Genomic DNA, 14571 nt, shown 5'->3' on the forward strand with positions numbered 1-14571 from the left:
TTTTTTATTTATTTATTAAATAAAATTTTTAATTTTGTTTTATAAAAATATTTTAGTTCAAATAAAAATAAAAATTAAAAATTTTTTATAAAAAGGTTGACAATAGAATAAAAAAAATGTAATCTCTTAATCTAAAGTTTTAGATATAAAAACGCTCTTTAAAAATATATTAGATAATCTGTGTGGGCACAGACAATTAAGTACAAAATTTATTTTTTGTTATTTAAAAATCTCTTAAAGATTTATTTGTTTTATTTCTTTAAGAAAATTTCTTTCAATTGAAGAGTTTGATCATGGCTCAGATTGAACGCTGGCGGCAAGCCTAACACATGCAAGTCGAGCGGCAGCGAAAAGAGAGCTTGCTCTCTTGTCGGCGAGCGGCAAACGGGTGAGTAATATCTGGGGATCTACCCAAAAGAGGGGGATAACTACTAGAAATGGTAGCTAATACCGCATAATGTTGAAAAACCAAAGTGGGGGACCTTTTGGCCTCATGCTTTTGGATGAACCCAGACGAGATTAGCTTGTTGGTAGAGTAATAGCCTACCAAGGCAACGATCTCTAGCTGGTCTGAGAGGATAACCAGCCACACTGGAACTGAGACACGGTCCAGACTCCTACGGGAGGCAGCAGTGGGGAATATTGCACAATGGGCGAAAGCCTGATGCAGCTATGCCGCGTGTATGAAGAAGGCCTTAGGGTTGTAAAGTACTTTCAGCGGGGAGGAAAAAAATAAAACTAATAATTTTATTTCGTGACGTTACCCGCAGAAGAAGCACCGGCTAACTCCGTGCCAGCAGCCGCGGTAATACGGAGGGTGCAAGCGTTAATCAGAATTACTGGGCGTAAAGAGCGCGTAGGTGGTTTTTTAAGTCAGGTGTGAAATCCCTAGGCTCAACCTAGGAACTGCATTTGAAACTGAAAAACTAGAGTATCGTAGAGGGAGGTAGAATTCTAGGTGTAGCGGTGAAATGCGTAGATATCTGGAGGAATACCTGTGGCGAAAGCGGCCTCCTAAACGAATACTGACACTGAGGCGCGAAAGCGTGGGGAGCAAACAGGATTAGATACCCTGGTAGTCCATGCCGTAAACGATGTCGACTTGGAGGTTGTTTCCAAGAGAAGTGACTTCCGAAGCTAACGCATTAAGTCGACCGCCTGGGGAGTACGGCCGCAAGGCTAAAACTCAAATGAATTGACGGGGGCCCGCACAAGCGGTGGAGCATGTGGTTTAATTCGATGCAACGCGAAAAACCTTACCTGGTCTTGACATCCATAAAATTTTTTAGAAATAAAAAAGTGCCTTCGGGAATTATGAGACAGGTGCTGCATGGCTGTCGTCAGCTCGTGTTGTGAAATGTTGGGTTAAGTCCCGCAACGAGCGCAACCCTTATCCCCTGTTGCCAGCGGTTCGGCCGGGAACTCAGAGGAGACTGCCGGTTATAAACCGGAGGAAGGTGGGGACGACGTCAAGTCATCATGGCCCTTACGACCAGGGCTACACACGTGCTACAATGGTTTATACAAAGAGAAGCAAATCTGTAAAGACAAGCAAACCTCATAAAGTAAATCGTAGTCCGGACTGGAGTCTGCAACTCGACTCCACGAAGTCGGAATCGCTAGTAATCGTGGATCAGAATGCCACGGTGAATACGTTCCCGGGCCTTGTACACACCGCCCGTCACACCATGGGAGTGGGTTGCAAAAGAAGCAGGTATCCTAACCCCTTAAAAGGAAGGCGCCTACCACTTTGTGATTCATGACTGGGGTGAAGTCGTAACAAGGTAACCGTAGGGGAACCTGCGGTTGGATCACCTCCTTAAAAATATATACTTTTTTGAAAGTGCCCACACAAATTATCTAATAAAAAAATTAGAAGGCTTGTAGCTCAGATGGTTAGAGCGCACCCCTGATAAGGGTGAGGTCGGTGGTTCAATTCCACTCAGGCCTACCATAAAAAATCATCTGGGGGCTATAGCTCAGCTGGGAGAGCGCCTGCCTTGCACGCAGGAGGTCAGCGGTTCAATCCCGCTTAGCTCCAAAAATCTTTTTTTAATCTTAACTTCACAAATACTTCAAAAGAGTTTAAATTATTTTTTAGTCCAAGATATTTTTTTATACATTGCTCATCTGTCCTTAAAAATAAGTTAATTTTCTTTTCAAACATAATAAATGAAGGCAAACTAGATTTGCCGAAATTATTTAATCTCTTTTTAATTCTTTTGAAATATAAATTAATTGATTCATCGTTAGGTAAAAAAAACATAGCAAACTTTAAATTTGATAAAGTATATTCATGAGAACAGCATAATATAGTATTATTTGGAAGAGAGGCAATTATTTTTATAGAATTATACATTTCTAAGTGTTTATCTTCATAAACACGTCCACAACCACCTGAAAAAAGAGTATCTCCACAAAAAATATACGGGTTGCTATAATAAGAAACATGACCTAATGTGTGACCTGGGGTAAAAAAAACATGAAAAATTTTATTTAAAATGAAAATTTTATCTCCTTTATTTACAATTTTATTGACGCCATGTCGTTTTGTTTCATTAGGACCAAAAACATTTATTTTTGGGAAACATTCAATAATTTTCTTCACTCCTCCTGTATGATCAATATGATCATGAGTTAATAAAATAGCTACAGGTTGCCATTTTTTTTTCTCTAATTCTTTTATTATAGGTTCAGACAAACCAGGATCTATGATTATGCAAAAATTTTGAAGATTATAAAGAATCCAAACATAGTTATCAACTAATATAGGTATTTTTTTTAACATCATAATGTTTTCTTATTTTCTTGTTATAGTTATTTTTATAAAAATAATTGTAATTATTATTTGCTATTTTCATAGTAAATATCTTTTATTGAAGGATTTCTAGCAGATTGACGCGCTATGATATCACATCTTTCATTTTCTAAATGACCAATATGAGCTTTAATCCAAAACCAGGTTACAAAATGTTTTTTTAAAGCTGTATTGATACGTAACCATAAATCTAAATTTTTTACAGATTTTTTTTTAGTAGTTTTCCATTTTTTTTTTTCCATATAGGCATCCAATCCAAAATTCCTTTTTTTACATATAAACTGTCTGTTGTAATCTCAACGAGACATGATTGATTAAGAGATTCTAATCCTGATATTACAGCCATTAATTCCATTCGATTATTAGTAGTTAGATGAAATCCTGAAGTTAATATTTTTTCATGTTTTTTGTAACGTAATATTGTACTGTATCCTCCTGCACCAGGATTTCCTAAACAAGAACCATCTGTAAACATTTTAACTATTTTTAACATAATGATAGCTATTCCAAATTATCTAATTATATTTGAATAATTTAAATTTAAAAGTATTATGAATAAAAAAAGAATAATTATATTAGATACCGAAACAACAGGTATAAATCAAACTAGTCTTCCTCACATAAATCATAGAATTATAGAAATTGGAGCTGTTGAAATTATTGGACGACGTTTTACAGGAAATAATTTTCATGTTTATATTCAACCTGGTAGATTAATAGAATCTGGAGCATTAAAAGTTCATGGTATTACTAATAATTTTTTATTAGATAAGCCTTTTTTTAAAGATATTGCTGATCAGTTTTTAAATTACATTAAAAAATCTACATTAGTTATTCATAATGCCTCATTTGATTTAGGATTTATAAATCAAGAATTAATGATGCTAGATAAAAAAATGAAAAATATTGATACGTTTTGTTCTATTGTGGATACATTAAAAATAGCTCGAACATTATTTCCTGGAAAAAAAAACACATTAGATGCTTTATGTACACGTTATAAAATAAATAAATCTCATAGAAATCTACATAGTGCAATAATAGATGCTCATCTTTTAGGTAAATTATATCTTTTAATGACTGGTGGTCAAGAGCCTATGTTGTTTTATGATATTATGAATCATAAAAAAAATTATCAAACAACAAAAAAAAATATTGAAATAAAAAATTCTTCTTTAAGGATATTACATCCTACAGTACAAGAAGCAGATCTACATAAAAAATATTTGCAGTATATGAAAGATAACAGTCTATGTTTATGGTGTTAATTTTTAAATAAATATAAAAAAGATTATTGACTGATTTTTTTAAAATATGTACAATATAAAAATACTAACAAGGTGTGGTAGTTCAGTTGGTTAGAATACCGGCCTGTCACGCCGGGGGTCGCGGGTTCGAATCCCGTCCGCACCGAAAAAATTTAAAAATATTATCTAAAATTTATTATTTAAAATAAAATATCCAGTTTTTTCATTAAAAAATACACGTTAAAAATTATGTATAAAAAAACAATTTTTTCCGAATTTGATGTTGCATTAAACATATTAAAAAAATTTTTAGAAAACGATAGTCAAATAGAAAACATTCAAAAATCAGCTATCCTAATCGCTCAATCATTTAAAAACGGTAAAAAAGTAATATCATGTGGAAATGGAGGATCACATTGTGATGCAGTACATTTTTCAGAAGAACTAACTAGTGTATATCGAAAAAAAAGATCTGGCTATCCCGCTATTTCTATTTCTGATAGCAGCTATATGTCTGCAGTAGGTAATGATTTTGGTTATGATCAAGTATTTTCACGTTTCATTGAAAGTGTTGGATGTTTAGGTGATGTATTATTAGCAATTTCTACTTCTGGAAATTCCCCAAATATAATTAAAGCCATAGTAGAAGCAAAGAAAAAAAAAATGAAAGTAATTGTTTTAACAGGAAATGATGCAGGTAAAATTAAAAAATTATCTGATATAGAGATTTGTATTCCTTATTATGGGTATTCAGATCGAATACAGGAAATGCATATTAAAATTATTCATATATTAATACTAATTATTGAAAAAGAAATGCAAAAACACTAACTATTTTTTTAAATAATTTTTGTTAAATACACTAAAATCCTATAATAACTTCAAAATATTTCCACTTTTTAATCAATACTATTTTATAGTTTCGGAATTTTTTTTATGAGTGAGAAATACATTGTTACCTGGGATATGCTTCAAATTCATACTAGAAAACTAGCTAATCGGTTACTTAAAAACATACATTCTTGGAATGGAATTATTGCTGTAAGTCGAGGTGGTCTTGTTCCATCAGCTTTACTAGCAAGAGAGCTAGGTGTTCGATGTGTTGATACTGTGTGTATTGAAAGTTATAATTATAATTGCTTAAAGAAAAATAGAAAAATAATTAAAAAAGCGGAAGGCGATGGAGAACAAATTATTGTAATAGATGATCTAGTGGATACTGGTGGTACTGCAAAAATTATTCGAAGTCTGTATCCAAAAGCATATTTTGTAACTATATTTGCCAAGCCAATGGGTCGTTTGTTAGTTGATGATTACATTATAGACATTCCTCAAAATATATGGATTGAACAACCATGGGATATGTCAATTTCTTACATTCCTCCTATTATTCAGAACTATAAAATCAAATAAAACATCTTAAAAAAATAATATTATTTTTCCTAAGAAATTTTTAATGTAATGATTTTAAATAAATAAAATTAAAAATTTTCAAAATAAATACATACTAAAAAGGATGTTTTTATGATAAATACAGAAGAAAAAAAAGTAGATAACAAAAAAAATATAAAAATTAATGATGAAAAAAATAAAAATGACTATCTAATAAAAAAAAATTTAACTCAATTTTTAGAAATTCAATTAAAAGAATCTGAAAAAAAAATAATAGAATTGGAGAAGACTACTGAAAAAGAAATAATGTTGATTTTTAATAGACTGAACAAAGAAGTTGAAAAATCCATAAAATTTTCTTTAGAAAAATTAATTATAGATTTTCTCCCTATTGTAGATAGTATTGAACGTGCACTAAATTTAATAGAAGAAATAAGTAAATCAAAAGAAAATTACATAGGAATTTTGCATAAGTTAAAATTTATTTGTAATTTGCTAGAAGAATTTTTTAATGTGTTTGGTATTAAAAAAATAAATGATGTCAATGTATTATTTAATCCATCTATCCATCAAGCTATGTCAGTACATTATACTAATGAAATAGAATCTAATCAAATAGTTACAGTAATGCAACCAGGTTACATTCTTCACGAATCTCGTTTATTACGTCCTGCTATGGTCATAGTTTCGAAGAAAAAAAAATAAAATTATTATATATTTTAGATTTAATAATATTTTTAAATTTTTTATTATTATTAAATCTAAAAATAATTTTTTTAATATTTTAATATATTTTAAAATTTTTATTTGATCGAAAAATATTTTTTCTTCTCCATTCCCTAGGATCTATCATCAAATTTCTATAAATTTCAATTCTATCGCCATCTTTTATTTTGGATTTTAAATGCACTATTTTATTATATATTCCTATCCTATTATGATAGAACGATATGTTATTTATTAGATTGAATAAATTTGATGCCAAGATAGCATCTTTTACAGTAGATCCTAATTTAATCTTAACTTCGCGAATATGTTGAATTTCTGGTAAAGCATAAATCACTGTTGCTTGAATAATATTCATATTTTTTTAAAAATTTTTATTATTTATTTCATTAATATTATACAAAGATTATTTTTATTTTAACTTATTTTGCTTTTGGAATGAATTTAATTATGCTACCTAAAAAAAAATCTCATAAAAAATCTTCTAAAATTGTAATAAACAAAAAAGCATATCATAATTACTTTATAGAAAAAGTATTTCAATCTGGTCTAGTATTAGAAGGTTGGGAAGTTAAATCTATTAGATCAGGCAAAGTAAATATTTCAGAAAGTTATATAATAAGTTATCGTAATGAAATATATCTTTGTAATTCTTTAATTCAACCTTTACATATGTCTTCAAATCATATTACTTGTAATCCAACAAGAAGAAGAAAATTATTATTACATAGAAATGAAATTGATTTTTTATCTCTTAAGCGAAAAAATACAGGATATACAATAATTTCATTATCTTTATTTTGGAAAAAATCTTGGTGTAAGTTAGAATTTGGATTAGCAAAGGGTAAAAGCGTTCACGATAAAAGAACAAAATCAAAGAAAAAAGAATGGGAAAAAGAAAAATTTAAAATACTCAAACAAACAAAAAAAACATATTAAAACATTTTATGAACTATAAAAAAGATGAAAATTGGATGAAAATCGCTTTAAAATATGCATATTATGCTAAAGAAAAAGGCGAAGTCCCTATAGGTGCGATACTAGTATTTAAAGAACGTATTATCGGGATAGGATGGAATAGTTCCATTACTAAAAATGATCCAACTGCACATGCAGAAATTATAGCTTTGCGTGATGCAGGAAAAAAAATAAAAAATTATCGATTGTTAAATACTACATTATATGTAACTTTGCAACCTTGTGTTATGTGTTCTGGAGCAATTATACATAGTCGTATTAAACGTTTAGTATTTGGTGCAAATTATGAAAAATCAGACAATAAATATTGTTTGAAAAATATTTTTTTAAATGCGCAAAAAGATTATAAATTAGATATTAAAAAAAATGTTATGAAAAATGAATGTTCTGATATTTTAATAAATTTTTTTCAAAAAAAGAGAAAAAAATAAATTTCATTTTTATAAAAATTTGCAGTTAAGTTTCTAAAATAACTAAAGCATAAGCGTATAATTTTTCATCAGATATACTCACATGTATAGATTTACATTTTATTTCTTTAGATCTTTGTAAAGCATTTTTTAAAAAACATAATTTTGGTTTTCCTGATTTATTATGAAAAAATTCTAATTGATTAAATGTTATGCCATAATTTATACCTGTTCCTAATGCTTTGGCAGCCGCTTCTTTGGCAACAAATTTTTTTGCAAGAAAACTAATATTGTTCTGATTAATAATATATTTTTTCCATTCTTTTGTAGATAAAATTCTTTTAGCAAAATTATCTCCGTAGTTTAAAATAATATTTTTAATACGTAATATTTCTATGAAGTCTATTCCTATACCTACAATTGCCATTATGAAAGTATACCTTTTATAAATATAATTTATTTGATTTGTAAAGATGATTATTTTTTTTAAAATTAGTTAAACATTTTAACTTTTAACTAATTTTAAAAAATTAGTTGTGTAATTTTATTTTTTTAAGTTTTTATATTTAACCCATAAGATAAGATGAGTTTTAATATGAAATTCTTTTTCTATATTATTTCTTGAAATAATACTGATCTTCTTTATTCTTTCTCCATTATGACCAATTACAATAGCTTTTTGCCTTATATTCTCAACCCAAATTATAGCTCTTATATGAAGAGTTATTTTTTCTTTTTTTTCACAAGATTCAATTTCTACTTTTATTATGGAAGGTAATTCATCTCCTAAAAATAATATTAATTGTTCTCGAATAATTTCAGATATTGTGAAAAATTGAGAGTTTGTTGTAATATGAAACTCAGGGTAGACATGAGGTTGATGAGGTAAATAAGATTTTATTACATTATTTAATAAAATGATATTTTTTGTTTTTTTTGCAGAAATAGGAATAATATCTACAAAATCAAATTTTTTTTTAAGAAAATCAATAAAAGGTAACAATATAACTTTATTAATAATTTTATCGATTTTATTAATTAAAATAATGATTGGTATTTTATTTTTTTTTATTTCATTTAAAATTATTTCATCATATTTTGTCCAATAAATTCGATCAATAATTAACATTATTAGTGTTGAAATTTTTATTTTTTCATGAAAACTATTTTTTGAATATTGAATATGATTATTTTTTTTATCAAAAATTATCCCAGGCGTGTCTATATAAATAGATTGATGATTATTTTGAGTTTTAATACCAGTAATATTACTTTGCGTTGTGTTTTTTTTTCTTGATACAATAGAAATTTTTTTCCCGACTATTTTATTAAGTAATGTTGATTTACCAACGTTTGCTTTCCCAATAATAGTGATGTATCCACAATTTTTTTGTTTTATTTTCACTCTACACCTAATTGAATTAATGCTTTTTGTGCTGCGTCTTGTTCGGCTTTTCTTCTGCTAGAACCAGTTCCAATTAAATATTCTGAAATCATGCTAATTTTACAATGAATAGTAAATAATTGATTATGAGCTTCACCGTATACTTCGACTATAAAATATGTAGGTAAAGATAAATGTCTTGATTGCAAGTACTCTTGTAATCGTGTTTTAGGATCTTTCTGTGTATCTCCAGGACTAATTTTTTCCAAACGTTTTTCATACCATTTTAATATTAATTCTTCTACTGTTTTAATATTGCTATCTAAATAAATACTACCAATTAAAGCTTCTACAGTATTAGCTAAAATAGATTCACGACGAAAACCGCCACTTTTTAGTTCTCCCTGTCCTAATTTTAAATATTCTCCTAAATCAAATTCATATGCAATTTCTGCCAGGGTATTTCCTCGGACTAAAGTTGCTCTCATGCGACTCATGTCGCCTTCATCAATATATGGAAAATGTTGATATAAAGCATTAGCAATTACAAAACTTAAAATAGAATCACCTAAAAACTCTAGTCTTTCATTATGTTTACTGCTTGCACTACGATGTGTTAATGCTTGTTTTAGAAGATCTTTATGAGTAAAAGTATATCCTAGTACTTTTTGTATTTTTTTTGTCACGATATGATTCATTTTATACCGATTTCAATAATATTTTAATTGATTGTATATATAATAGGAAAACAGAAAATTTGATAAAATTGAATTTATACGTTAGTGAATATAAATATATATTACTAATTACATTTTGACTACACTAATTCTTTCTAATATATATTTCCAATTCTATTTATACGTATACCAGTAGGCCATTCATTTTCATTTTTATCAAAACTCATCCATATTTTAATGGCTTTTCCCACTAAGTTTTTTTCAGGTACAAAACCCCAATAACGACTATCTAAACTATTATCACGATTATCTCCCATCATAAAATATTCACCTTTAGGTACAATCCAAGTTAATTTAGGCATATTTTCTTGTTGAAAATAATCTTTTTTTGAATTTTTCATTTCATTTAATAACAATATGTTATGTTTGACATTGTTAAGATTTTCTTCAACGATATTAAAGTATAATGAATTATATATTTTTTTTTCTTCTATTGTGTTTTCCTTATTAAAAAAATATATTTTTTGAATAAAATTACTTATTTTAGGGTTTGAATAATTAATTAATAATTCTCCTTGACATTTTTTTTTATTTAAATAATTAGCACATATGTGCATGTGTTTACTATTAAAATCATATTTAATCTTATCTCCAGGTAATCCTATTATACGTTTAATATAATCTGTATTATGATCTTTTGGATTTTTAAAAACTACAATATCACCACGTTTGGGTTTACTTGTTTTTATTAATGTTTTATGTGTAATTGGTTCTTTAATACCATATGAAAACTTTTCCACTAGAATAAAATCGCCCACCAAAAGAGTAGGCATCATAGAACCTGAAGGAATTTGAAAAGGTTCATAAATAAATGAACGTACAATAAATATTATCAAAAAAATTGGAAAAAATGATGCTAGGGAATCAAAAAAATATATTCTATCTTTTAATTTTATTATATTTTTTTGATATAGATGATTATTTTTAAATATTTTTTTATTAATTAAATAATTTTTAACATCTTTGACACGATAAAAAATCCAAAATATTCCCGTCACTAATGTACTAATTAATAAAAAAATAGTTAATATATTAGCCATTTTTATTTCCTTTTATTAATTTTTTTTAGTATTTAAAATTGAAAGAAATACTGTTTTAGGCATGTTAACATTACCTATTTTTTTCATTCTTTTTTTTCCATCTTTTTGTTTTTGTAATAATTTCTTTTTTCTGCTGATATCACCGCCATAGCACTTTGCTAATACATTTTTTCTTAATTGTTTAATAGTAGAACGTGCAACAATGGAATTATTAATCATTGCTTGAATAGAAATATCAAATTGATGTCGGGGTATTAACATTCTCATTTTATTAACTATTTCACGAGAACGATATTGTGCGTTTTTATAATAAGACAACATTGTCAATGCATCTACTTTTTCTGAATTAATTAATATATCTATACGCACCATTTTAGCGGATTGAAAAAATTTAAAATCATATTCTAATGAAGCGTATCCACTAGAAACAGACTTTAATTCATCAAAAAAATTTAATACTACTTCATTCATGGGTATATTGTATTTTAATAATACCTGATGTGTATGATAAACCATATTAATTTGAACACCTCTTTTTTTTATACATAACTTGATGACTGGACCAAGAAATTGAGGGGGTAATAGAATGTTGCATTCTACTATAGGTTCTTTGATTTTTTTAATATCATTCATATTAGGAAAATTAGAAGGAGTATCTAAATAAATTATTTTTCCATTAATTAATTCTATTTCATAAATTACTGTAGGTGCTGTTGAAATTAAATCAATAAAATATTCTCTTTCTAAACGAGCTTGAATAATTTCCATGTGTAATAAACCTAAAAATCCACATCTAAATCCAAAACCAAGAGCTGTAGAATTTTCTGGTTCATAAAATAAAGAAGAATCATTTAAACTAAGTTTGCCTAATGCATCTCTAAACGTTTCGTATTGATCTGATGTAACAGGAAATAGACCAGCATATATTTGAGGTTTAATTTTTTTAAATCCTGTTACTGTTTTTTTTGCTGGATTGTTCGCGTGCGTTAAGGTATCACCAACTGGAGCAGCAACAATATTTTTTATGCCACAAATAATCCAACCTACTTCACCACATTTTAATTGACTTTTATTCAATTTTTTTGGAGTAAAAACTCCTAATTGATCAACAATATAATTTTTTCCTGTACTCATTACCTGAATTTTATCTTTTTCAAATATAATTCCATTTTTAATTCTGATTAAAGATACTACCCCTAGATAATTATCAAACCATGAATCTATAATTAAAGCTTGAAGTGGAGAATCTATTGAACCATTAGGAGAAGGAATATCAGTAATTATACGTTCTATAAGTTCTTCAATACCTTCGCCTGTTTTAGCTGAACATCTGATTGCATCTAATGCAGATATTCCTATAATATCTTCAATTTCTTTAGCTACTTTTTCTACGTTCGAATTCGGAAGATCTATTTTATTTAATACTGGAACAATTTCTAAATTCATTTCTAATGCATTGTAACAATTAGCTAAAGTTTGTGCCTCGACTCCTTGGGTAGAATCTACAACTAATAGTGCACCTTCACATGCAGCTAATGATCGAGATACTTCATAAGAAAAATCTACATGACCTGGAGTATCAATAAAATTTAAATTAAAAATATTACCTAATTTATTTTTGTAATCAATCATAACACTTTGAGCTTTAATAGTAATACCGCGTTCTCTTTCTAAATCCATTGAATCTAATACTTGATTAAACATTTCTCTTTCAGATAACCCACCACATATTTGTATTAATCGATCAGATAAAGTTGATTTTCCATGATCAATATGAGCTATAATAGAAAAATTTCTTATATTTTTCATGTTTTTATACCATGTTTATTTTTTATATATTTTAACATGCAGTAAAAAATATTTTTTATTATTTTTGTAAAATTTTTGATTAAATTAATTTATTTAAAATAAAGGCCAGTTAAACATAATATGTTTTACGAATATAACAACATAATTTATTTATTATTCTTTTTTATAATATATAATGTAATATTAAATATGTTACAAAATATATGAAATAAGATATTAAAAATAATATGATTTTATGAAAATAAAAAAAAATAAAAAAGTAATTATTGCTATGTCCGGAGGTGTTGATTCATCGGTTTCAGCATGGATTTTAAAGAAAAGACAATATCAAGTAGAAGGTTTATTTATGAAGAATTGGGAAGAAGATGATAAATCAGGATATTGTAATTCTACTCAAGATTTGTTTGATGCTGAACAAGTATGTAAAAAATTAAACATATATCTTCATAAAATAAATTTTTCTTCAGAATATTGGGAATATGTTTTTAAAGATTTTTTGATTGAATATAAAAAAGGAAAAACACCAAATCCCGATATATTATGCAATAAAGAAATCAAGTTCAATATGTTTTTGAATTATTCAATTCAAGAACTCGCAGCAGATTATATCGCAACAGGACATTATGCTCGTATAAAAAAAATAAATAGAAAATATTTACTTTTAAAAGGCATCGATCTTAACAAAGATCAAAGTTATTTTTTATACACCTTAAATAGTACTCAACTAAAAAGAATTTTATTTCCTATTGGACATTTAAAAAAAAATAAAGTTAGAGAAATTGCTAAAAAAATAGATTTAAAAATTGCTGAAAAAAAAGATTCCACTGGTATTTGTTTTATTGGTCCAAAAAAAATAAAAAATTTTTTGAGTTCTTATCTTCCTGAAAAAAAAGGTGATATAGTTACAGTCTCTGGACAAGTTATCGGAAAACATTGCGGAGTTTTTTATTACACTTTAGGTCAACGACAAGGTTTAGGAGTTGGTGGAATAAAAGGAAAATACAATATGCCATGGTATGTTGTAGAAAAAAATATTAAAAAAAACATATTAATTGTTGCTCAAGGTTCTTATAATAAACATCTTATGTCTGTAGGCTTAATTGCGAAAAATATCAACTGGGTTAATAATGATCAAATATCTTTTCCCTTCTCTTGTATGGCAAAAATAAGATATCGTCAAAAAGATATTATATGTAAAATAGAATATATAAACAATAGATATATACGAATATTATTTGATTCACCTGTTATTGCAGTCACACCTGGTCAATCAATAGTTTTTTATTTATCAGAAATATGTATAGGTGGTGGGATTATTGTATCTAGATTGCCATTATTGTAATTTTAATTATTTTAAAAAGTAAGGAGATAATTTTGACAAAAAAAATGGACTTAATTACGTTATCACTTGCAGGCATATTTCAATCAGCTCATTTAGTTCAGCAATTTAGTTCAGCAATTAGCTCATTCAGGAAAGTGTGATAGTAATGCATTTAGTATATGCTTAAAAAGTATTTTAGAAATTAATCCTACTTCTGTAATTACAATATATGGAAATCATGAAAAAAACTTAGTAATAGGATTAAAAATACTATTATCAACTTTAACTTTTTCTAGTTTTTCCTATTCTTATTGTGAATTAATTAAATATATTTTAAACATGATAACTATTGAAAGAAAATTAAAAAATAATCGTATGGCAATTTATTCTTTAAGAAATAAAATAGCAGTTATATCGGGTGAATATTATTTAAATTATAATATAAAAAATTTAACTAGTAAACTAGCAAATCTATATCTTGAAATTATTAGTTCGTTAGGTTCTCGTATTTTAGTAAAGGGAGTAAAAAATTTTTTGCAGGATCTTCAAATACAAGAAAAAATTCGATGTTTGTTATTTTCAGGTATACGTTCTATAGTTTTGTGGAAACAATATGGCGGTAATCAATTACAATTAATATATTTTAGATGTTTTATCATTAAAAAAATAAAAAAAATATTATATGATTTAAGAGATATTACTTAATTCT

15 protein-coding genes, 3 tRNA genes, 1 rRNA gene and 1 pseudogene are annotated in these 14571 nt (G+C 27.1%); 12 read left to right on the plus strand and 8 right to left on the minus strand.

The features are described 5' to 3' along the window. Window positions 1–275 precede the first annotated feature (275 nt). From D9V71_RS01230 to D9V71_RS01240, 3 genes are all read left to right on the plus strand, one after another. Window positions 276–1822, plus strand: a 16S ribosomal RNA gene (locus D9V71_RS01230). Window positions 1823–1877: 55 nt separating this feature from the next. Beyond that, a tRNA-Ile gene (locus tag D9V71_RS01235) sits at window positions 1878–1954 on the plus strand. Between the two features lie 14 nt (window positions 1955–1968). Then, window positions 1969–2041: transfer RNA gene (locus D9V71_RS01240), tRNA-Ala, on the plus strand. On the opposite strand, the gene gloB is transcribed toward D9V71_RS01240, so the two are convergent. Together gloB and rnhA are read right to left on the minus strand one after the other, a co-directional pair. Beyond that, a complete protein-coding gene (gene gloB / locus D9V71_RS01245; protein ID WP_158340572.1) occupies window positions 2033–2791 on the minus strand; it encodes a hydroxyacylglutathione hydrolase in 759 nt (252 codons plus the stop codon). The two genes, D9V71_RS01240 and gloB, sit on opposite strands and share 9 nt — an antisense overlap. A 53-nt stretch (window positions 2792–2844) precedes the next feature. Continuing rightward, window positions 2845–3311: pseudogene (rnhA, locus tag D9V71_RS03115) on the minus strand (ribonuclease HI). A 58-nt stretch (window positions 3312–3369) separates the two neighbouring features. Here rnhA and dnaQ point away from each other — a divergent pair. The 5 genes from dnaQ (at window position 3370) to D9V71_RS01280 (ending at window position 6162) form a co-directional block, all read left to right on the plus strand. Next, window positions 3370–4086 carry a DNA polymerase III subunit epsilon gene (dnaQ, locus tag D9V71_RS01260; protein ID WP_158340575.1) on the plus strand — a complete coding sequence of 239 codons (717 nt, stop codon included), beginning with the start codon at window positions 3370–3372 and terminating at the stop codon, window positions 4084–4086. A gap of 71 nt (window positions 4087–4157) precedes the next feature. Then, a tRNA-Asp gene (locus D9V71_RS01265) sits at window positions 4158–4231 on the plus strand. Window positions 4232–4314: 83 nt separating this feature from the next. After that, complete coding sequence (gene lpcA, locus D9V71_RS01270; protein ID WP_158340576.1) at window positions 4315–4896, plus strand: D-sedoheptulose 7-phosphate isomerase; 582 nt, start codon at window positions 4315–4317, stop codon at window positions 4894–4896. A 105-nt stretch (window positions 4897–5001) separates the two neighbouring features. After that, window positions 5002–5478: a xanthine phosphoribosyltransferase gene (gene gpt, locus D9V71_RS01275; RefSeq protein ID WP_158340577.1), complete on the plus strand. Its 477-nt coding sequence runs from the start codon at window positions 5002–5004 to the stop codon at window positions 5476–5478. A 111-nt stretch (window positions 5479–5589) separates the two neighbouring features. Continuing rightward, on the plus strand, window positions 5590–6162 hold the full coding sequence (locus D9V71_RS01280) for a nucleotide exchange factor GrpE (protein ID WP_158340578.1): 573 nt from the start codon (window positions 5590–5592) through the stop codon (window positions 6160–6162). 79 nt (window positions 6163–6241) lie between these two features. Here D9V71_RS01280 and D9V71_RS01285 read toward each other — a convergent pair whose 3' ends face one another. Further along, the gene (locus D9V71_RS01285) at window positions 6242–6541 is read right to left on the minus strand and encodes an RnfH family protein (RefSeq protein WP_158340579.1); all 300 of its coding nucleotides are present in this window, start codon (window positions 6539–6541) and stop codon (window positions 6242–6244) included. Window positions 6542–6633: 92 nt separating this feature from the next. Here D9V71_RS01285 and smpB point away from each other — a divergent pair, with 92 nt between their 5' ends. Together smpB and tadA are read left to right on the plus strand one after the other, a co-directional pair. Next, window positions 6634–7122 (plus strand): SsrA-binding protein SmpB, encoded by a 489-nt coding sequence (smpB, locus tag D9V71_RS01290; protein ID WP_158340580.1) that lies wholly within the window; start codon window positions 6634–6636, stop codon window positions 7120–7122. 8 nt (window positions 7123–7130) lie between these two features. Then, on the plus strand, window positions 7131–7592 hold the full coding sequence (tadA, locus tag D9V71_RS01295) for a tRNA adenosine(34) deaminase TadA (RefSeq protein ID WP_158340581.1): 462 nt from the start codon (window positions 7131–7133) through the stop codon (window positions 7590–7592). A gap of 25 nt (window positions 7593–7617) precedes the next feature. On the opposite strand, the gene acpS is transcribed toward tadA, so the two are convergent. From acpS to lepA, 5 genes are all read right to left on the minus strand, one after another. Continuing rightward, on the minus strand, window positions 7618–7998 hold the full coding sequence (gene acpS, locus D9V71_RS01300; RefSeq protein WP_158340582.1) for a holo-ACP synthase: 381 nt from the start codon (window positions 7996–7998) through the stop codon (window positions 7618–7620). A gap of 117 nt (window positions 7999–8115) precedes the next feature. Then, window positions 8116–8976 (minus strand): GTPase Era, encoded by an 861-nt coding sequence (era, locus tag D9V71_RS01305; protein WP_158340583.1) that lies wholly within the window; start codon window positions 8974–8976, stop codon window positions 8116–8118. Continuing rightward, the gene (rnc, locus tag D9V71_RS01310; protein WP_158340584.1) at window positions 8973–9653 is read right to left on the minus strand and encodes a ribonuclease III; all 681 of its coding nucleotides are present in this window, start codon (window positions 9651–9653) and stop codon (window positions 8973–8975) included. The genes era and rnc overlap by 4 nt, the downstream gene beginning before the upstream one ends. 134 nt (window positions 9654–9787) lie before the next feature. After that, the gene (gene lepB, locus D9V71_RS01315) at window positions 9788–10732 is read right to left on the minus strand and encodes a signal peptidase I (protein WP_158340585.1); all 945 of its coding nucleotides are present in this window, start codon (window positions 10730–10732) and stop codon (window positions 9788–9790) included. Window positions 10733–10747: 15 nt separating this feature from the next. Then, window positions 10748–12541: a translation elongation factor 4 gene (gene lepA / locus D9V71_RS01320; protein WP_158340586.1), complete on the minus strand. Its 1794-nt coding sequence runs from the start codon at window positions 12539–12541 to the stop codon at window positions 10748–10750. Window positions 12542–12776: 235 nt separating this feature from the next. Here lepA and mnmA point away from each other — a divergent pair, with 235 nt between their 5' ends. Both mnmA and D9V71_RS01330 read left to right on the plus strand, forming a co-directional pair. Then, window positions 12777–13883 carry a tRNA 2-thiouridine(34) synthase MnmA gene (mnmA, locus tag D9V71_RS01325; protein WP_158340587.1) on the plus strand — a complete coding sequence of 369 codons (1107 nt, stop codon included), beginning with the start codon at window positions 12777–12779 and terminating at the stop codon, window positions 13881–13883. 156 nt (window positions 13884–14039) lie between these two features. Continuing rightward, window positions 14040–14567, plus strand: a complete 528-nt coding sequence (locus tag D9V71_RS01330; protein WP_244278923.1) for a DUF489 family protein — start codon at window positions 14040–14042, stop codon at window positions 14565–14567. Window positions 14568–14571 lie beyond the last annotated feature (4 nt).

This window comes from Buchnera aphidicola (Macrosiphum euphorbiae) (assembly GCF_005237295.1).
GTDB lineage: Bacteria > Pseudomonadota > Gammaproteobacteria > Enterobacterales > Enterobacteriaceae > Buchnera > Buchnera aphidicola_AP.